14 protein-coding genes and 1 riboswitch are annotated in these 19,571 nt (G+C 72.2%); of the genes, 7 read left to right on the forward strand and 7 right to left on the reverse strand.

Annotation, left to right across the window (positions count from 1 at the left end; genetic code table 11):
• Positions 1-94: 94 nt before the first annotated feature.
• Both M2157_RS19435 and M2157_RS19440 read right to left on the reverse strand, forming a co-directional pair.
• The gene (locus M2157_RS19435; protein ID WP_280865827.1) at positions 95-2,773 is read right to left on the reverse strand and encodes a DUF5682 family protein; all 2,679 of its coding nucleotides are present in this window, start codon (positions 2,771-2,773) and stop codon (positions 95-97) included.
• A 462-nt stretch (positions 2,774-3,235) separates the two neighbouring features.
• Positions 3,236-4,366 carry an AAA family ATPase gene (locus tag M2157_RS19440; protein WP_280865828.1) on the reverse strand — a complete coding sequence of 377 codons (1,131 nt, stop codon included), beginning with the start codon at positions 4,364-4,366 and terminating at the stop codon, positions 3,236-3,238.
• 145 nt (positions 4,367-4,511) lie between these two features.
• On the opposite strand from M2157_RS19440, the gene M2157_RS19445 reads away from it, so the two are divergent.
• On the forward strand, positions 4,512-5,867 hold the full coding sequence (locus M2157_RS19445; protein WP_280865829.1) for an SWIM zinc finger family protein: 1,356 nt from the start codon (positions 4,512-4,514) through the stop codon (positions 5,865-5,867).
• Positions 5,868-5,917: 50 nt separating this feature from the next.
• Complete coding sequence (locus M2157_RS19450) at positions 5,918-7,537, forward strand: DUF5691 domain-containing protein (RefSeq protein WP_280868241.1); 1,620 nt, start codon at positions 5,918-5,920, stop codon at positions 7,535-7,537.
• A 199-nt stretch (positions 7,538-7,736) separates the two neighbouring features.
• Here the strand turns inward: M2157_RS19450 and M2157_RS19455 are convergent, their stop codons facing one another.
• Complete coding sequence (locus tag M2157_RS19455) at positions 7,737-8,153, reverse strand: cobalamin B12-binding domain-containing protein (protein WP_266521285.1); 417 nt, start codon at positions 8,151-8,153, stop codon at positions 7,737-7,739.
• A 326-nt stretch (positions 8,154-8,479) separates the two neighbouring features.
• Positions 8,480-8,647 (reverse strand): hypothetical protein, encoded by a 168-nt coding sequence (locus M2157_RS19460; RefSeq protein ID WP_280863032.1) that lies wholly within the window; start codon positions 8,645-8,647, stop codon positions 8,480-8,482.
• 44 nt (positions 8,648-8,691) lie between these two features.
• Between M2157_RS19460 and M2157_RS19465 the strand changes: the two genes are divergently transcribed.
• Both M2157_RS19465 and M2157_RS19470 read left to right on the forward strand, forming a co-directional pair.
• Positions 8,692-9,561, forward strand: coding sequence for an alpha/beta fold hydrolase (locus M2157_RS19465; protein ID WP_280863033.1), 870 nt, complete (start codon positions 8,692-8,694; stop codon positions 9,559-9,561).
• A 269-nt stretch (positions 9,562-9,830) separates the two neighbouring features.
• Complete coding sequence (locus tag M2157_RS19470) at positions 9,831-11,384, forward strand: M23 family metallopeptidase (RefSeq protein WP_280868242.1); 1,554 nt, start codon at positions 9,831-9,833, stop codon at positions 11,382-11,384.
• A gap of 23 nt (positions 11,385-11,407) precedes the next feature.
• On the opposite strand, the gene pcrA is transcribed toward M2157_RS19470, so the two are convergent.
• Both pcrA and M2157_RS19480 read right to left on the reverse strand, forming a co-directional pair.
• Positions 11,408-13,912 carry a DNA helicase PcrA gene (pcrA, locus tag M2157_RS19475; protein ID WP_280863034.1) on the reverse strand — a complete coding sequence of 835 codons (2,505 nt, stop codon included), beginning with the start codon at positions 13,910-13,912 and terminating at the stop codon, positions 11,408-11,410.
• 63 nt (positions 13,913-13,975) lie between these two features.
• Complete coding sequence (locus M2157_RS19480) at positions 13,976-15,055, reverse strand: ScyD/ScyE family protein (protein WP_280865830.1); 1,080 nt, start codon at positions 15,053-15,055, stop codon at positions 13,976-13,978.
• A gap of 262 nt (positions 15,056-15,317) precedes the next feature.
• A riboswitch (cyclic di-AMP (ydaO/yuaA leader) is annotated at positions 15,318-15,486 on the forward strand.
• 8 nt (positions 15,487-15,494) lie between these two features.
• On the opposite strand from M2157_RS19480, the gene M2157_RS19485 reads away from it, so the two are divergent.
• A complete protein-coding gene (locus tag M2157_RS19485; protein WP_280865831.1) occupies positions 15,495-16,628 on the forward strand; it encodes a C40 family peptidase in 1,134 nt (377 codons plus the stop codon).
• A 103-nt stretch (positions 16,629-16,731) separates the two neighbouring features.
• Positions 16,732-17,715: a tellurite resistance/C4-dicarboxylate transporter family protein gene (locus M2157_RS19490; RefSeq protein ID WP_280865832.1), complete on the forward strand. Its 984-nt coding sequence runs from the start codon at positions 16,732-16,734 to the stop codon at positions 17,713-17,715.
• On the opposite strand, the gene M2157_RS19495 is transcribed toward M2157_RS19490, so the two are convergent.
• Positions 17,693-18,046 (reverse strand): hypothetical protein, encoded by a 354-nt coding sequence (locus M2157_RS19495; protein WP_266521274.1) that lies wholly within the window; start codon positions 18,044-18,046, stop codon positions 17,693-17,695. The genes M2157_RS19490 and M2157_RS19495 overlap by 23 nt on opposite strands.
• Before the next feature lie 458 nt (positions 18,047-18,504).
• Here M2157_RS19495 and M2157_RS19500 point away from each other — a divergent pair, with 458 nt between their 5' ends.
• Positions 18,505-19,566 (forward strand): C40 family peptidase, encoded by a 1,062-nt coding sequence (locus M2157_RS19500; RefSeq protein ID WP_280865833.1) that lies wholly within the window; start codon positions 18,505-18,507, stop codon positions 19,564-19,566.
• Positions 19,567-19,571 lie beyond the last annotated feature (5 nt).

Below are 19,571 nucleotides of genomic sequence, written 5' to 3' on the forward strand. Positions count from 1 at the left end.
CCGGCCCTGTGCCCGGACGACTCTCCGCGCCCGCCCTCGACAGCGGTGGCTGTCCTGTCGCCCCCGCCTCCCGGAGTCCGCGATACCTCGGTCATCATCCCGCCACCCCCGCAAGGTCGTTGTCGTCGGCGTTCGCCACATCGTCGTCGTGGTCGTCGTCCAGGCCGAGCAGCAGCCGCAGCACCGGCAGCACTGCGTCCGCCCGGTCAACGTCGAGGTCGGCCCCGAAACCCGGTATACCGGCCCCCGCCCCGGCCGCAGTCCCCCGCTGCCCCGGCCCTCGCCGGACCAGTTCGCCCAGGGTCCGGCGTACTCCCGGCTCGTACGCCGAGAACGTGCGCCGCAGCAGCGGCAGCACATCGGTGAACGCCTCCGCCGGAACCCCGGTCAGCCAGGCGTCGACCAGTCCGAGCAGCCGCTCGTCGTGCACGAGAAGCATCCCGCCGCCGGACCCACCACCGACGAAACCCTCGATCCACGCGGCCGCGTCCCCCGGCGCCGTCCCCGGCGAGAGCACGAGACCCATGAGCCGCGCCGCCTCGTCCTGCGCCAGCTCCCCGTCGTCCAGCAGCAGCCGCACAGCCCGCCCCCGAATGACACCGGGCACGGTGTCCCGCAGGGACAGCACCTTGAGCACGGCCTGCCAACGGCCACGGAGGCCGCGGTGAGCCGGAGCCGGGGCATCTCCCGTGTCGTCCGGCCCGGCCACGGCGGTGGCAGCCGGAAGATCCTGTCCCGGTACGGCCGTTGCCGGGCCCGGGCCGTCCTTCCCCCTTACGGTCGCGGACGGGCCACTCGCATCGCCGCCACCCTGCCCCGAACCCCCGGGCGGGTCCTGTCCCGGGGGCGCCACCTCGCCCAGCAGTCCCACCGCCCCATGGACGGCGTCCACATGACGCCGCATCTCCTCCGCCGCCTCCGCGTCCAGCGCGGCACAGGCCGGGGGCAGGCCGACGAAGACCCGCTCGGCGAGGCCCGCGGCGACCTCCGTCAGCGCACCGGTGTCGGTGCCGCGCACATCGCCGTAGCGCAGGGAACGGACGAGGGCCGGCAGTGCCTGGGCGAGATGGCCGACGTCCGCGTCCAGCGCGGCGCGGTCGGCGAGGATCTGCATCACCGTGGGCAGGGCGTCCGGGAGTTCGGCCAGCAGACAGCGCTCGGCGAGAGCGGTGACGTCGGCGAGTCCCGACGCGGAGACGGCGTCCGCCTCCGCCTTGGCCGTCGCGGCGGCGAGCACGGTCGTGCCCCACACCCCCGCCTCGGCGACCCGCACAGACAGCTCCGGCTCCCACCGCAGCCGCCATGTCTCCCGGAACGTGCCCGTGCTCCCCCGCGAGGCCGCCGGTTCACCCCACGCCACGCCCAGCAGCCGCAGCCGGTGCAGCAGCCTGCTGCGCTCGGCGTCGTTCTCCTTGCGCAGGTCGAGCTCCAACTCCCGCTCCAGCGCCTCCGGTTTGAGCCGAAGCCGCCGCTGGATCCGGTCGAGGTCACGCTGCAACGGCACCGCGGGCGCCGCCCGCGGCACCTCCCCCAGGACGTCCCCCACCACCAGCCGGTCGTGCACCAGCGCCAACGGCACGTCCGAGCCCTCGCACATCACCGCCCGCACCGCGTCGGTCGTCTCGCTCAGGCCGGGCAGGGGACGGCCGCGCATCGCCGCCAGCGTCTCGGCCAGCCGTACGGCCTCGATGACGTGTGCCGAGGACACGATCCGGTCCTCGTCCCGCAGCAGCCCCGCCACCTTGGTCAGCCACCGCTCGACGGGCCGGTCCGGCGCGCCGAACAGATGCCCGTACCAGCCGGGCGAGTCGATCCCCGCGCCGTAGCCGCTGTGCCGCGAGAGCCTGCGGTACGTCCACGGCACCCACGTCATGTCCGCCTTGACCTTGGGGAGCCCCTTCAGCAGCGCCTTGTCGCCGGCGACCGTGCTCTTCCGCCGCAGCGCGGGCACGTGCCAGGCCCCGCACACCACGGCCACGTCGTCCCCGAACTCCCGCTGCGCCGCCCGCACCTGGAGCCGCATGTACGCCTCCCGCACGAGGTCCCGGTCATGTCCGCCGGTTCCGTACGTCTCCCGCAGCACCCCCATCGCTTCTTCCAGCACGGTGAACGGCTCGAAGACGTCCCCCTGCCCCGTCCCCCGGTGCTCCACGACGTCCTCCCACCACCGCTCGGGATCGTCGTATCCGGCGGCCTCGGCGAGCACACCGAGCGGATCGACACGGACGGCGGCATGAGCGGCGGGCCCGTCCTCCGCAGCGTCCTCGCCGGACGGGCCGGTGCCCTGAGCGTCCTGGGGCGCCTCGGACCGACTCGCCTCCGGCATCTCGCCGGCGGGGTCGTCCGGTCGGCCCGCCGGGCCTTCGTCCCCCTCGTCCCTCCGCCACGCCAAGGTGTGCGTCGCCGGCAGGTCGATGAAACGGGCCGGGACGTCGTGGTCCAGCGCCCAGCGGATCGCCACCCATTCCGGGGAGAACTCGGCAAGCGGCCAGAACGCCGAACGGCCGGGCTCGTCCACGGCGTGGGCGAGGAGGGCCACGGGCGGTCGCATGTCCTCCTCGGCGGCCAGCGGGATCAACGCGTCGGCCTCGGGCGGCCCCTCGATCAGTACGACCCGGGGCCGGGCCGCGTCCAACGCCGCCCGCACGGACCGCGCCGACCCGGGCCCGTGATGCCGCACCCCGAGCAGCAACGGCCCCGCACCGGCCCCCCGGCTCCCGTGAACACCGACGCCGGTCACTCCCCCGCTCCTGGACACACCGCCTCCGTCCATTCCCTCTGCAGCCGACGCGCGGGAGTCCCTCCCTCCGTCGCGCGCACCCCCGCTTCCCGGGCCGCCGGCACCAGACGTCCCCGCACTCCCGAACCCCCCGGAGCCGCCAGTCCTCCCGCTCCCGACCTCACCTACGCCCGTCACACCGTCCCCCTCCCCTCCGGGGCCACTTGGAGTCGTCCTCGACGACCGTCCCGATCCCGCCCTTGCCGCCGTCCCGCTCAAGCCCTGCCACACCCGTCCCCCTTGCCTCCGCGACCCCGGCCATCCGAATCGAAGCCCTCGCGGCCCTCCCCGCAGTCCGAACCGAGCCCCTGCGACCGTCCCCGGCCCTCCGCATCAAAGCCCCGCCCCCGTCCCCGCCACCCCGTACGCCCACGACCGACGAGTCACCCCCCGCCCACATGCCCCCGCGCCACCCGCCTGGATTCCCGCCCGTGCGGCCCATCCCCAGGTCTTCGTTCACGCGCTCACCTCCCGGCAAGCCCGGTAGAAGTCCTTCCAGCCGTCCCGCTCGCGGACGACCGCCTCCAGGTACTCCTGCCAGATGACCCGGTCGGCCGCCGGATCGCGGACGACGGCGCCGAGGATGCCCGCGGCGACGTCCCCGGCCCGCAGGACGCCGTCGCCGAAGTGGGCGGCGAGGGCGAGGCCGTTGGTGACGACGGAGATGACCTCGGCCGTCGACAGCGTGCCGCTGGGCGACTTGAGCTTCGTACGGCCGTCGGACGTCATCCCGTCGCGCAGCTCGCGGAAGACCGTCACGACACGACGGATCTCCGCGACGCCGTCGGGCGCGGCCGGCAGATCGAGCGAGCGGCCGATCTGGTCGACGCGGCGCGAGACGATGTCGACCTCGGCCTCGACGCTCTCCGGCAGCGGCAGCACGACCGTGTTGAAACGGCGGCGCAGAGCGCTGGAGAGGTCGTTGACCCCACGGTCGCGGTCGTTGGCCGTGGCGATGAGGTTGAAGCCGCGGACCGCCTGCACCTCCTGGCCCAGCTCCGGTATCGGCAGCGTCTTCTCGGACAGGATGGTGATCAGCGAGTCCTGCACGTCGGCCGGGATACGGGTCAGCTCCTCGACCCGGGCCGTCATCCCCTCCGCCATGGCCCGCATCACGGGGCTGGACACGAGGGCGTCGCGGCTCGGGCCGTTGGCGAGCAGCTGGGCGTAGTTCCAGCCGTAGCGGATCGCCTCCTCCGGGGTGCCCGCGGTGCCCTGCACGAGCAGCGTCGAGTCGCCGCTGACCGCCGCGGCCAGGTGCTCGGAGACCCAGGTCTTCGCGGTGCCGGGCACGCCCAGCAGGAGCAGGGCGCGGTCGGTGGCGAGGGTGGTGACGGCGACCTCGACGAGCCGGCGCGGCCCCACGTACTTCGGAGTGATCACCGTGCCGTCCGGCAGGGTGCCGCCGAGCAGGTACGTCGCCACCGCCCACGGCGACAGCTTCCAGCGGACCGGGCGCGGGCGGTCGTCCTGAGCGGCCAGCGCGGCGAGTTCACCGGCGAAGGCGTCCTCGGCATGCGGCCGCAACGCCTCGTCCGGCTCCCCCTGCTTCGGTTCCACGGACGTCGGTTCAACAGACACAGTCATGGCTGAGGCCCCCTCCAGCTCGGCCGGTTCGGATCTGTCACCAACCGTGCACCACGCCACTGACAATGCGATCCGACCTGCGGAAACGTGCTCACGAGGGTCGGCTCGGGGCCGATTGTCAGTGGGGGGATCTACCTTCGATGTCATGACTCAGCAGGGGGTGCGCTGGACGGCGGATCAGGTGCTGGCACTGGCGCCTGACGCCTCGTCACGCAAAGCGGGAAGCAAACTCGGCGCGGCCGGGCCATGGTCCGAGGCGGGGAGTTCCGACGAGGGGACGGTGTGGGGACTGTGCAAGGGCAGTGGCAGCAAGCCGTATCAGACGGTCATCGACATCGCGGACGCGGCAGGGCCCGCGTACAAGTGCAGTTGCCCGAGCCGCAAGTTCCCGTGCAAGCACGCGCTCGGGCTGCTGCTGCTCTGGGCGGGCGGGGAGGGAGCGGTGCCGCCGGGGCCGACGCCGGACTGGGCGGACCAGTGGATAGAGGGGAGAAGGCAGCGCGCGCAGGAGAAGCGGGAGGCGGGCGCCGGAGGCGCAGCCGCCGGGTCCGGTGATCCGGAGGCGGCGCGGCGCAGGGCGGAGCGCCGGGCCGTGCGGATCACGGCGGGTGCGACGGAGCTGGAGCAGCGGCTGGCGGACCTGCTGCGCGGCGGCCTGGCGGGGGCGGAGCAGGCGGGGTACGGCATGTGGGAGGAGACGGCGGCCCGCATGGTCGACGCGCAGGCACCGGGACTCGCCGCCCGGGTGCGGGAGTTGGGCGCTATCCCCTCGTCCGGTCCGGGCTGGCCGGTGCGGCTGCTGGAGGAGTGCGCCCTCATCCACCTCCTCGACCAGGGCTGGCTGCGCCGCGAGCGGCTGCCGGACGGTCTCGCGTCGACGGTGCGTTCCCGGATCGGCCTGCCCGCCTCGGCGGACGGCCCCGCGATACGGGACCGCTGGCTGGTCCTCGCCCAGTACGACACGGCGGACGCCCGTCTGACGACCCGCCGGATCTGGCTGCACGGCACGGACTCGAGCCGTACGGCACTGCTCCTCTCCTACGGCGCCGCCGGCCGCGCCCCCGAACTGGCGCTGCCGGTGGGGCTGGAGCTGGAGGCGGAGGTGTCCGCCTATCCCGGTACCGGTCAGTTGCGGGCAGCGCTCGGCGAGCAGTTCGCACCGCCCTCCCCCACGGCGACCCGCCCACCGGGAGTGACGACCGAGCAGGCGGCCGCCCGCTACGGCGAGGCACTGCGGGACGACCCGTGGCTGGATTCCGTCCCCGTCACCCTGGACCGGGTGATACCGGCCCCGGACGGTGACTCCTGGCAACTGGCGGACACCGAGGGCGACTCGGCCCTGCCGCTCACCGCCTCCGCCCGTTCCCGCCCGGGCCTGTGGCGTCTGGTCGCGCTCTCGGGCGGCGCCCCGGTCAAGGTCTTCGGCGAGTGCGGCCACCGCGGCTTCACCCCGCTGACGGCCTGGCCGGAGGGGGCGGGCGAGGCGGTGCCGCTGTGCTGAACGGAACTGACCGAGCCCCCGACCGGACGGAAAGGAACCCCGTGGACAAGATCGCCGCTCCCGCCCCGGACGCCTGGGAGGAGCTCGTCACCTCGGCGCTGCTCGGCACCGCACGCCGTACGCCGCCCGGCGTCGCGCCCGGTCCCGAGGCACCGGTGGCGTTGCTTGACGCGGCGGCCGTGGAGACCGTACGGCGGCGGGCCGGGCTGCGGCCCACGCGCGCGTCCCAGCGGCCGCAGCCGGCGCCCGAGGACACGCGCCCTCCGCTGCCCGCGGCGGCGGCCCGCAGACTCGCGATGCTGCTCGCCGACCGGCCGGGCACGGGCGGCGGCGGCCGCAGGGGTACGGCGCCGGACCTGATGGAGCTGCTGCCGCAGTGGCTCGCGACGGCGAACGCCCGCGGTTACGCGGCGCCTCCGCAGGTGCTGCCCGCCCTGCTGGACGCGGCCCGGGGGCGTACGGATCTGCGGCCGGCGGCGCTGGCGTTCGCGGGTTCGCGTGCCACCTGGCTCGCCCGGCTGAACCCGGACTGGCGGTTCGCCCTGCGAGCGACACCCGGCGGCGGAGCAGCCCTGCCGTCGCCGCAGGACACCGCGGGCGTCCGACTGCTGTGGGAGGAAGGGCTGTTCGCCGAGCGGGTGGCCCTCCTTTCCGCGATACGCGCCCGGGAGCCCGCCACGGCACGCGAGTTGCTCGCGACGACCTGGGCGACCGAGCGGGCCGAGGACCGGCTGATGTTCCTCGACTCGTTGCGGACCGGCCTGGAGGCGGACGACGAGCCGTTCCTTGAGCAGGCACTGGCCGACCGGAGCCGCAACGTACGGGCCACGGCCGCGGAGTTGCTGTCGGCGCTGCCGGGATCGGCGCTGGCGGCGCGGATGGCGGTCAGGGCCGGGGCGTGCGTGGCCGTCGACCACACCCAGGACAGGCCGACGGTCGTCGTCGAGGCGCCGCACGAGTGCGACTCGGGCATGGAGCGCGACGGCGTCGTAGCGAAGGCGCCCTCGGGGCGGGGGGAGCGTTCGTGGTGGTTCGGGCAGTTGGTGGAGGCGGCGCCGCTGGTGGTGTGGCCGGGGCGGCTCGGTGGGCGGACGCCCGAGGAGATCGTGGCGCTGCCGGTGGCGGACGACTGGCGGAACGAACTGCATGCGGCATGGTGCCGGGCTGCCGTACGGCAGCGCGACGCCGGGTGGGCTCGGGCGCTGCTCGGGACACCCGCGGCGCCGGAGGCCGGGGGCCCGGGGGCGGTGTCACTGGCGGAGCGGGCCAGGCTGCTGAGCACGTTGGACTCCGCCGAACGGGCCGAGTGGGTCGCGGCGTTCATCGCGACCCACGGATTGTCCGAGGCGTTTCAGCTGCTCGGGGTGTGTGAGGTGCCGTGGGCCGCGCCGCTCGGGCGGGCGGTGGTCGACGCGCTCAACATCGCACGGGACGCGGGGAGTTATCCGTGGAGTTTCAGCGGGGTGATGGGGCTGGCGGAGCGGTGTCTCGATCCGGCCGAGGCGGGGCGGCTGGAGGGGCTGATGGCGGTGCCGGACGAGGGCGAGGACGCGAGTCCCGGGGCGGGGGGCTACTGGGCGGAGGCGTTCCAGCGACTGGTGACGACCTTGCGGCTGCGGGCGACGATGGCGGACGAGCTGGAGGCGGCGGAGGAGCGGGGGATGGCGTAGCTCGTGTGCGGGGGCGGGTTGTCGCCCACCCGCACCGGCGGTCAGCGAGCAGCAGACAGCGGCCGAGACCTACCTAGGGGCGCGGGGCTGTGACATCAGCGGCTCCGCCGCGGGGCGCGACCAGCCACAACACACCCGCACCCGCCAACGCACCTCGACCCACTCGACCCACTCGACCCGCTGAGGCCGAGCGCAGCGGCTACGCCCCCGCAGGCTGCCGGACGTTCTCCCGGACCCAGTCCACGATCGAGCGAGTCGTCGCCCCCGGCGTGAAGATCTCGGCGACGCCCTTCTCCTTCAACAAGGGGATGTCAGCCTCCGGGATGATCCCGCCGCCGAACACCAGGATGTCCTCGGCCTCCCGCTCCTTGAGCAGGTCGATCACCGCGGCGAACAACGTGTTGTGGGCCCCGGAGAGGATGGAGAGACCGATCGCGTCGGCGTCCTCCTGGATCGCGGTGTCGACGATCTGCTCGGGGGTCTGGTGGAGGCCGGTGTAGATGACCTCCATGCCCGCGTCGCGCAGCGCCCTCGCGATCACCTTGGCTCCGCGATCGTGACCGTCGAGCCCCGGCTTGGCCACCACCACGCGGATCGGACCGGCTGTCACACCCATCACTGCCTCCATGAAGCGACTGCGTCCATTCCTACGCCCATTCCTACCGACTAGTACCGCACGGACCGGAATGTGAACGAACGTTATCGCCACCTTCACGCACCACGCAGTTTCACGGCGGACGCCGAGGGGGAAATCACACGTGGGACACGTTCGGGAGCCGCAACGAGGTCGCCGCACCGCCGCGCCGCAGGCCGCGCGCCACGGTGGTGCGGCGCGCCGGCGACGGCACGAAGGGCACGTAGGACAGGTAAGGCACGACAGCGGGGAGCCTCGTCGCCACACCGACGGGGCTCGTCACGTCACCGGCGCAGCACCAGCACCACTCACATCAGTGGCATCACCAGCACTACCGGTTCCATCCGTTCCACCCGTTCCGTCGGCTTGGCCAGCAGCCGCAGCCGCCCCGGAACTCCGCGCCGCCGCACCCACATCCCGCGCCCCTCTCGCGCCGCGCCGACGACGACCTCCGCCGCGACTTCCCATGAGCGCACACGGGGGACGGAGCTGTCCTCCGTGTGCCGACAGGAGGTCGGCCATGAAGGTCACCAAGGCGGCGCTGCCGTTTCTCCCACTCTGTCAGCGTCTGCTTCCCGGCAGGCTGGCGGGACTCTCCCTGGCCCTTCTGAAGGCGACCGCGCTCGAGCTGGCGATCCTTGCGGGGCATCTCCTCCTCTATCCCTCCGGCATCACCCAGGAGCGCCGCTCCCCCCTTCCCGCGCTCCCCTCGCCCGAGAACGGCGCAGCACAGCTGCCGACGGAGGCGAAGCCCCCGGTCGTGCTGCTGCACGGCTTCATCGACAACCGCTCGGTCTTCGTGCTCCTGCGCCGCAGCCTCGCCCAGCACGGCAGGCAGCAGATCGAGTCGCTCAACTACTCCCCCCTGACCTGCGACATCCGTGCCGCGGCGGAGCTGCTCGGCCGGCACATAGAGGGGATCTGCGAGCGCACGGGCAGCGAGCGGGTCGACATCGTGGGGCACAGCCTCGGCGGCCTGATCGCCCGGTACTACGTGCAGCGCCTCGGCGGCGACACCCGGGTCCGCACGCTGGTGACGCTCGGCACCCCGCACTCCGGCACCCGTGTGGTGCCGCTCGCGAACGCGCACCCGATCGTGCGTCAGATGCGCCCCGGCTCGGATCTGCTCGAGGAGCTCACCCGGCCGGCCCCGGGCTGCCGTACGCACTTCGTCAGTTTCTGGAGCGACCTCGACCACCTGATGGACCCGCTGGAGACCGCCTGCATCGACCATGCGGACCTGATGGCGCAGAACGTCCGGGTGAGCGGGATCGGACATCTCGCCCTGCCCGTGCACCCCGCCGTCGCGAGCGGCATACGGCAGGTGCTCGACACCGCGCGGGCCGGGGAGGAGACGGCCGGCCGGGCCGGGGGACTGACTGTGGCGTAACGGTCGTATCGACCACTGGACACAGGCCGCCAACAGCTCCTCGACAGCCGTCGGACCGCGAACCGACATCGAACAACCATCGAACACAGAGCCAAAGTCACGCCCACAGTCCCCCGAATCACGGTCGAATGCCCGTTTCCTGCGCGACCGAAACCAGTTGAAGATTGTCGCGCCCGCATACCGCCGGGTACAGTCGCCGCACTGCTCTGGCAGCCCCTGTTGTCGAGGCGAAAGAGAAGTTGGTGAACGACCGTCACCCGTCGGGGACCATGACCACCCCGACTCCGGCTTCCGACGCCGACTCGTCGCACTACGCGTCGTACGGCACCCAGGAAGCCCAGTACGGCGACTTCACCACGTACGGCGCCTATGACGCCACTGGTTTCGACGCCACAGGCACCACTGGCACCGCCGACGCGCACGCCACCGGCACCTTCGAGACGGACCCGCTCTTCGGCAACATGCCGGGCGACGGCACCGGTTCGTACGACGCCTCGACGTGGGCCACGGGCGGTCATCAGACCCTGAACTACGACATGTACGCGGCCCAGCACCACGCCGCCTACGACACCGGCGCGTACGACGCCACGCAGTGGGGCGGCGCAGAGCACCAGCTGCTCTCCGTGGTCCCTCCGCAGTCGGGCAGCACCGACCACAGCGGCCAGTGGGACGCGAGCACCTGGAGCCAGCCGGACCACTCCGCCGGCCCGGCCGACCAGACCCAGCAATGGGAATGGGGCACGCAGTCCTTCGACACCGGTACGTACGACGCCACGCAGTGGAACTCCGACGGCACGGCGGCCGACCCGCAGGCGACGGCCACCTTCGAGCAGGTCGGGTACGGCGAGACCCCCACTTACGACGAGAACCACGCATACGACGAGAACCACGCGTACGACGAGGCGAATCCGCACGGCGACGCCTACGCCGAACACGCCCCGCACGACAGCGAGTCGACCGCCACCACGGCCACCGGCGAGATGCCCGCCGTCCACGAGGCCGACGCCCCGCTCCTCGACGACCAGGAAGAGGCCGGTCCGGCGCCGATCCCCGCCCAGGGCTCCCGCGTGGCCGCGCGCAACGCCAACCGCTCCCGCCGCCGTATGCCCGCCAAGCGCTCCGCGCTGCTGACGATCGCCGTCCCCTCGGCGTGCGTCATGGGTGTCGCCGGGATCGCCGCCGCCTCGGTCGGCACGCTGACCGGCGACGGCCAGGAGACCTCGACGACCCTGGCGGACCCGACCGCCGTCAAGCCGGCCGTCGCGAACAACAAGCTGGACACCCAGCTCGAGAGCCTCTCGGCCGGTGCCGACGACTTCGCCGACCGGGCCAGCCGCACGCAGGAACGCATCGACCTCAAGGCCCAGCAGGTGGCCGAGAAGAGGAAGGCGGCGGAGGAGGCGGCCCGCAAGGAGCGGCTGCGCCCGAAGTTCGCGCTTCCGGTCGCACAGCGGGGCCTCAGCGCCTACTTCGGCCAGGCCGGCATCAACTGGATGTCCGTCCACACCGGCATCGACTTCCCGGTGTCGTACGGCACGACGGTGATGGCCGCGACCGACGGCACCGTCCGGACGCAGTGGAACAGCGCGTACGGCAACATGATGGTCGTGACGGCGAAGGACGGCACCGAGACGTGGTACTGCCACCTCTCCAGCTACCGCGTCGCCTCCGGTACGACGGTCAAGGCCGGCGACCCGATCGCGTACTCCGGCAACTCCGGCAACTCGACCGGCCCCCACCTGCACTTCGAGGTGCACCCGGCGGGCGGTTCGGCCATAGACCCGCTGCCGTGGCTGCGCAGCCACGGGCTGGACCCGACGTAGAACCTCGGGCCCAGCCCCCGCGGTTACAGCTTCTCGACCGGCGCGTACCTCAGCAGCAGCCGCTTCGGCTTCGCTTCCCCGAAGTCGATCGTCGCCTCGGCGTTCGCCCCCGTGCCCTTCACCCCGACCACCGTGCCGAGCCCGAACTGGTCGTGGGTGACACGGTCGCCGACGGCCAGTGACACCACCGGCTTCTCCGAGGTCCTGCGCGTCGCGAAGCCGGACGCGCCCGAAGCCGAGGAGCGGGAACGGGAGGACGACAGCGAGGCGGCGACACCTGAGACCGGTCCCGCGGGAGCGGCTGTCGGACCCGTGCGCTTCCAGTCCACGTGCTGCGCCGGGATTTCCTCCAGGAAGCGGGAGGGCGGGTTGTACGACGGCTGCCCCCACGCGCTGCGCAGGGCGGACCGGGTCAGATACAGCCGCTCACGCGCACGCGTGATGCCGACGTAGGCCAGCCGCCGCTCCTCCTCCAGTTCCTTGGTCTGGCCGAGAGCGCGCATGTGCGGGAAGACGCCGTCCTCCATGCCGGTGAGGAAGACGACCGGGAACTCCAGGCCCTTGGCGGTGTGCAGGGTCATCAGGGTGATGACGCCGGAGCCGTCCTCGTCCTCGTCGGGGATCTGGTCGGAGTCGGCGACCAGGGCGACCCGCTCGAGGAACGCCGCGAGCCCGACCGGGGCCGGCGCCTCGCCTTCCGCGGGCTCCCCGGCCGCACCGGACTCCTGCTCGAACTCCAGGGCCACGGCGGCGAGTTCCTGGAGGTTCTCGATGCGGGTCTCGTCCTGGGGGTCGGTGGAGGCCTGCAACTCGGCGAGATAACCGGTGCGTTCGAGGACCGCCTCCAGGACGGTCGCGGGGCCCGCGCCGGACTCGACGATGGTCCGGAGCTCCTCCATCAGCACGTTGAACCGCTTCACGGCGTTGGTGGAGCGCGCGGCCATGCCGTACGCCTCGTCGACGCGCTTGAGGGCCTGCGGGAAGCTGATCTTCTCGCGCTGGGAGAGGGCGTCGATCATCGCCTCGGCACGGTCGCCGATGCCGCGCTTGGGGACGTTGAGGATCCGGCGCAGCGGCACGGAGTCCTCCGGGTTGGCGAGGACGCGCAGGTAGGCCAGGACGTCCCGGACCTCCTTGCGCTCGTAGAAGCGGACGCCGCCGACGACCTTGTAGGGCAGGCCGACGCGGATGAAGACCTCTTCGAAGACGCGGGACTGGGCGTTCGTACGGTAGAAGACGGCCACGTCGCCGGCCTTCGCGTCGCCCGCGTCGGTGAGACGGTCTATCTCGTCGGCGACGAACTGCGCCTCGTCGTGCTCGGTGTCGGCGACATAGCCGGTGATGCGCGCGCCCGCGCCCGCGTTGGTCCACAGGTTCTTGGGGCGGCGGGACTCGTTGCGCTCGATGACGGCGTTGGCGGCGGTGAGGATCGTCTGCGTGGAGCGGTAGTTCTGCTCCAGGAGGATCGTCGTCGCGTCCGGGTAGTCCTCCTCGAACTGGAGGATGTTGCGGATCGTCGCGCCGCGGAAGGCGTAGATCGACTGGTCGGCGTCGCCCACGACGCAGAGCTCGGCGGGCGGCAGGTCGTACTCGCCCGGCGGTACGTCGACGGGGTGCTCGCCGGTACCGACCAGCTCGCGCACGAGCGCGTACTGCGCGTGGTTGGTGTCCTGGTACTCGTCGACGAGGACGTGCCGGAAGCGGCGGCGGTAGTGCTCGGCGACATCGGGGAACGCCCGGAGGAGGTTGACCGTGGTCATGATCAGGTCGTCGAAGTCGAGGGCGTTCGCCTCGCGCAGCCGCGACTGGTACATGGCGTAGGCCTGGGCGAGGGTCTTCTCGAAGCCGTCGGCGGCCTGGGCGGCGAAGTCCTCCTCGTCGATCAGCTCGTTCTTCAGGTTGCTGATCTTGGCGCTGAAGGACTTCGGCGGGAACCGCTTGGGGTCGAGGTCCAGGTCGCGGCAGACCAGGGCCATCAGCCGCTTGGAGTCGGCGGCGTCGTAGATCGAGAAGGAGGAGGTGAACCCGAGCTTCTTCGACTCCCTCCGCAGGATCCGCACGCACGCGCTGTGGAAGGTCATCACCCACATCGCGTTCGCGCGCGGCCCGACGAGGTGCTCGACGCGCTCCTTCATCTCGCCCGCGGCCTTGTTGGTGAAGGTGATCGCGAGGATCTGGCCCGGGTGGACGTTGCGCTCGCCGAGGAGATGGGCGATGCGGTGGGTGAGTACCCGGGTCTTGCCGGAGCCGGCGCCGGCCACGATGAGCAGCGGGGTGCCGGAGTGCACCACGGCCGCGCGCTGGTTCTCGTTCAGCCCGTCCAGGAGCGCGGCCGGGTCCACCACCGGGCGGGGGGCGCCGTCGCGGTAGTACGCGTCCCGGTCCGGGGGCACGTCGAACTTCCCACCGAACAGATCGTCCGGAACGGGTTCCGGCACGTGCTCGTCCTCGGGCGGCGGCGGTTCTTCCCCATGGGCCCGAGGGGCTTGGAGGTCCGCCAGGAAGCTGTCGTCAAAGAGGCTGCTCATCGCTCTCCGAGTCTAGGGTGCCCCACTGACACACCGCCGCCGCCCCGAGAACATCCACTCGGATCAGAAGCCGATGATCTTCCAGACCTGGCCGCCCGGCGTCTTCCTGCCCTCCAGAACCGTCCCGTCACGGTCCGCGATCGACCAGGCCGAGACGTAGACCTTGCCGTCGTACGAGTCGACGGCGACGCCCGCCGGGAACGGCACCTTCACGTTCGTGCGCTTGCCGTGCGAGACCTTGGTCACGACGCCGGCGAAGAGCTGGCTGACGTACATCCCGCCGTCGTCGCTGAAGGCGAGGCCCGTGATCGAGCCGAAGCCGGACTTCCAGCCGAGGATCTTGCCGGTCCAGGGGTCGACGCGCCACACGCGCGCGGTGGGCTTCGCCGCCTCGCCGTTCAGTTCGCCGACGTAGAGCTTGCCGTCGGGGCCGAGCGCCAGGGACGTCGGGACGGACTGGTTCCCGTCGTGGTCCGGGAAGACCGTGAAGGGCCGCGCCTTGCCGTGCGGCGAGACGACGACCAGGTCGTTCCCGGCCGCGTCCGCGACGATCCGGCGGCCGTCGGGGAGGGCGAGGACGGCGTACGGATTGGACTCCACCGACGCCTTGTGCGGGTTGTACTTCAGTTCCACGGCGGTGATGTCCGCGGCGATCCGCGCCGTGCCGTGGCCGACGCGCAGCAGCTTGCCGAGCGCGTTCCACGGCGGCTTCGTCGGCACCCCGGCCTCCGGCGGGGCGTAGGTCTCGACGCCCCAGACCTCGCCGTGGAGCGCGGAGACGCCGTCCACGCCGGTCGCGAAGCCGCCGTCGGGGGCGGCGCCCGAGGGAAGCCCCTGCACCACCCGGCGGTGCTTCCACGCGCCCCCGTCCCAGTAGATCTTGGTGACGGCGGAGCTGAGTCCGACGCAGGTCGGCCCCTCGGGGCCCTCGCCGACGCACTTCCTGCCGCCCCGGCCCGCCTCGGCGACGTACAGATGCCCGTCGTCGTAGGAGAGCTGGCGCGGGTTGTCGAGGCCCTTGGCGATCACGCGGATCACCGGCTTGCCTCCGCCGTGCCCCGCTGTCGCTGTCGCGGGCGCGATTCCCGCGGCGGCGGCGAGCGCGACCGACGTGGCGACGACGAGTCCTGTGCGCATCCTCATGGCCGTACCCCTCCCACCGGCCGCGGCACCCCACCGCGGTTGGCTGGAAGTTAGACCCACGAAGCGGGCGGACGCCGTCACTCCGGCGAAAATACGCACAAGTCGTTGCAGATCACTCCGGATTGACCACGTGGAGCTATGCACGAGGCCAAGGTCACGAAAATGTATCGGGCATATCGAACATCAACCTTCACAGGGGCCACACCCGTTGGCTACCGTTCGGGCAGGCCGTACGACCCCCACCGGCGAACGTCGCCGGGCCGCACGGCCTCCGCCGAGTCCGCAGCGCCGCCGCGCGCCCGGAGCCGGGGACCCACCGATACCTGGGGTGAATCGGCCGACTCCCGCGCAGGGAGCGCCGTAGGGCAAACCTTCCGAAGCATGCCGCCCGAACCCGACAGCTAACTCGGCAGGCGGAGCACGGAAGGAGTCGCCTCCCTTGGCGTCGCACCGCAAGTCGCGTCCTGTGGGTACGCGCGTAGCAGGCATACGGACCCCGGCCCTCGCGACGGCCGCCCTCACCTCCGTGGCCCTGCTGTCCCAGTCGGCGAACGCCGCGCCGGCCGATGACAGGCCGAGTCTCGAAGAGGTGGAGAAGAAGGTCGACGACCTCTACCGCCAGGCCGAGTCGGCGACCGACAACTACAACGCGGCCAAGGAGAAGACGGCCAAGCAGCGCAAGCAGGTCGACACGCTCCTCGACGACGTCGCCCAGCGCACCCAGAAGCTCAACCAGGCGCGGGAGGAGCTCGGTTCCTTCGCCGCCGCCCAGTACCGCACCGGCGCCGGGGCCTCCGGCACGGCGACCTTCCTGCTCGCCGACACTCCGCAGGACTACTTCGACGAGACGCAGTTGATGGCGCGTCTGACGGACCGCCAGAAGGGCGCGGTCGACGACTACGTCTCCGAGCAGTCCGCGACGATGAAGAAGCGTCAGGAGGCCTCCCAGAGCCTTCAGACGCTCACCGAGACGCAGAGCGACCTGAAGACGGCCAAGGCGACCGTCCAGAAGAAGCTCTCCGACGCGCGCGAGATCCTGTCGGAGCTGACGGCCCAGGAGAAGGCGCGCCTCGCGGCGATCGAGAAGCAGAAGCAGGAGGAGGCGGCCCGCAAGGCGGCGGAGCTGGCGCAGCAGCAGGCAGCGGCGGCGGAGGCCGCGCAGGAGGCCACCGCCCCGCAGGAGAGCACGTCGACGCCGACCGACTCCTCGTATGCCACCAAGGCCGCCAAGGCCCTCGCCTTCGCCCGCGCGCAGATCGGCAAGCCGTACGTCTGGGGCGCCACCGGGCCCGACTCCTACGACTGCTCAGGCCTCACCCAGGCCGCCTGGAAGGCCGCCGGCGTCGACCTCCCCCGCGTCACCTACGACCAGGTCAACGCCGGCACCACGGTCTCCCTCGCCGACGCTCAGCCCGGTGACCTGGTCTTCTTCTACGACGACATCAGCCACGTCGGCCTCTACATCGGCAACGGCATGATGATCCACGCCCCCAAGCCGGGCGCGTACGTCCGCGAGGAGTCGATCTACTACGACGGCGAGTCGGCGATCCACAGCGTGGTGCGCCCGGCCTGAGGCACGCCGGTCACGACAAGCGCGCGGGCGTATTTCGGCTCTTTCCGCCCGCGCGCGTGCGCGTCCCGCCGGCACGGCACGCTGAGCTTCCTAGCATCGGCACATGTCCGGCACCTCTCCGCACTCTCCCCTGCGCGTCCGGTGGACGCAGCGCCCGCCCGCGGCCGGGGCCGCCGTGATGGCGACCGGCATCGTGTCGGTCGGGCTGCATCTGACCGGCTACGAGACGCTGTCCCGGATCGCCCTGGTGCTCGGTTGCGCGGCCTGGCTGGGGCTGGCCGCCGATTTCGCCCTACGACTGCTGCGGGAGCGCGCGCGATGGTTCGCGGACGCCGGGACACCGGGCGCCCTGACGGCCGTGGCGGCGACCACCGTGCTCGGCACCCGTTTCTCCGCGCTCGGCCGGCAGACCCTCGCCGAGGCACTGCTGGCACTGTCCGCGCTGCTGTGGCCGGTGCTGATCGTGCTCGTCGTCGGGAACTGGAAGCGGCGGATGCCCGGCGGGGTGTTCCTCGGCTGTGTGGCCACCCAGGGCCTCGCGGTCCTCGGCGCCACGCTCGCCGCTGCCGAGTCGGCGGCATGGCTTGCGCACTCGGCGCTCGTACTGTTCTGGCTCGGCCTGGTCCTCTACGGCGTCGCGCTCTTCCGCTTCGACCCGCGCCAGGTGCTGGAGGGGCCGGGCGACCAGTGGATCGCGGGCGGCGCGCTCGCCCTCTCGGCGCTCGCCGGCGCGCAGCTGATCGCCGCCGACAGCGCGCGCCTGTACCTGTGGAACGACGACGACCGCGGCGTCCTGCGTGCGGTGACCGTGGCGCTGCTGGTGCTCGGCCTGGCCTGGTACGCCGTACTGCTGGTGGCCGAGTTCGTACGCCCGCGCCCGCGCTACGACGCGCGCCGCTGGGCCACCGTGTTCCCCATGGGCATGACCGCGGTGGCGACCCTGTCGGTCGCCGCCGACGTGGATGTCCCGTGGCTCGGGACTCCGGGTGAGGTGCTGCTGTGGATCTCGGTGGCGGCCTGGTCGGCCGTCGCCGCGGGGGCGGTCGACGCCGCCCGTGCCGCCGTCAGGTCCACAGCACCGCGATGAAGATGTTGGCCGTGGTCAGCGCGCCGACCAGGCCGAACAGGCTTTTGTCCACTTTCTCGTCGTCCCGCTTCACATAGACGAGGCCGAGGATCACGATCAGCAGGGCGAGCTTCACGCCGATCTTGATGTTGTTGACGTGCTGGTCGTCGGCCTGGTTGAGGCCGACCAGGATCACCCCGGTGACCAGCATCGTCGCGGCACCGTGCAGCATCGCGGGGACGAACCGGGCGGTGCCCCGGCCCATCGCCTTCATCTGCGTGAGGAAGCCGCCGAGCAGCGCGGCGATGCCGATGATGTGCAGGCCGACGAAGAGATGGATGAGTACGTCCATGAGGCCGGAGCCTATGCCGGGCCCCGAGGAGCACCCGCACCGGCCCCTCGAGAGACCTTGCATATATGCGGCCCATAGCACTCGGCACCCGCCACGTGTCCCGGAATCCCGACTTCGGTCAGCGCACCGCGCGAAGTCGACGGAGCCGGCCCGCGATCACGGTCACCTTCGGTCACCCCGCGGTCCCCTGGCGGCAGTTCCGCACAACGCGTTACCTCCCCGTCACGGTCAGGTTTAGCGTCCTCCACCAGGTGACCGGCTCCCCACCGCCGCCCGGGCCAGGGGCGGCAGTCGGCCACCACCGCCGAGAAGGTCCGGCGGCGGCCCGCTCCCCCTGTGCAGGCCGTCGCCGGACGCGCACACCGCCCCGGGCGGTCGTACGGCCGCTCCCCCTGGCGTTCGTACGTCCCTGAAGCCCGGGGCGGGCGGGCGGTCGAGGAAAGGACGTGCAAGTCCACGTGGCAGAGCACCGCAAGTCCCGCAGGCGCTCAACCGGCGGCCATACGGTCCGTACGGCGGCGACGATCGCCCTCGCGGGGGCGGCGACGGCGACGGGCTTCGACGGGACCGGACACGCCGAGCCGCAGCTCACACCGACGCAGGTCAAGGCGAAGGTGGACCAGCTGTACCAGGAGGCCGAGGCCGCCACCGAGAAGTACAACGGCGCGAAGGAGAAGGCGGAGGCGGCCGAGACCCGGCTGGGCACCCTGCGGGACGAGGCGGCCCGCCGGACGGAGCAGCTCAACGAGGAGCGGGAGGCGCTGGGCACCATCGCCGCGGCGCAGTACCGCGGCGGCGGCCTCGACCCCGCGATGCAGCTCGCGTTCACCGACGACCCCGACCGGTACCTGGACAGCGCCGAGTTCGTCGAACGGGCAGGTGCCCGCCAGGCCGCCTCCGTCGCGAACGTACGCCGGCAGCTGCGGGAGATCGAGCGGTTGCGCGGGGCCGCGCACATCGAGCTGGCCTCGCTGCAGTCGCGTCAGGCGGAGCTGAAGCGCCACAAGAAGACGATCACCGGCAAACTGGGCGCGGCCCGCAGGCTGATGTCCCAGCTGACGGCCGAGGAACAGGCGGGGTTGCCATCAGGCGGGGATCGCGCCTCCCGGGCCACGGCGGGCGGGCGCGAGGAACTGGCGGCCCCCGGCGCGGCCACCGATGCAGCCCCCAACTCCCGTGCCGCGGCGGCCGTTTCCTACGCCTACTCCAAACTGGGCAGCCCCTATGTGTGGGGCGCCACCGGCCCGGACGCCTTCGACTGCTCGGGCCTCATCCAGGCCGCCTACCGCTCCGCGGGCATCTCCCTGCCCCGCACGACCTACGCCCAGATCGATGCGGGACAGCGCGTCTCCCGCTCCGAACTCCTCCCGGGCGACCTGGTGTTCTTCTACTCGGGCATCACTCACGTCGGTCTCTACATCGGCGACGGCCGGATGATCCACGCCCCGAACCCGTCGGCGCCGGTGCGGGTGGCACCGATCGACGAGATGCCGTTCGCGGGCGCCACGCGCGCGGTGTGAGCGTG

The sequence above is a fragment of the Streptomyces sp. SAI-127 genome (assembly GCF_029894425.1).
Lineage (GTDB): Bacteria > Actinomycetota > Actinomycetes > Streptomycetales > Streptomycetaceae > Streptomyces.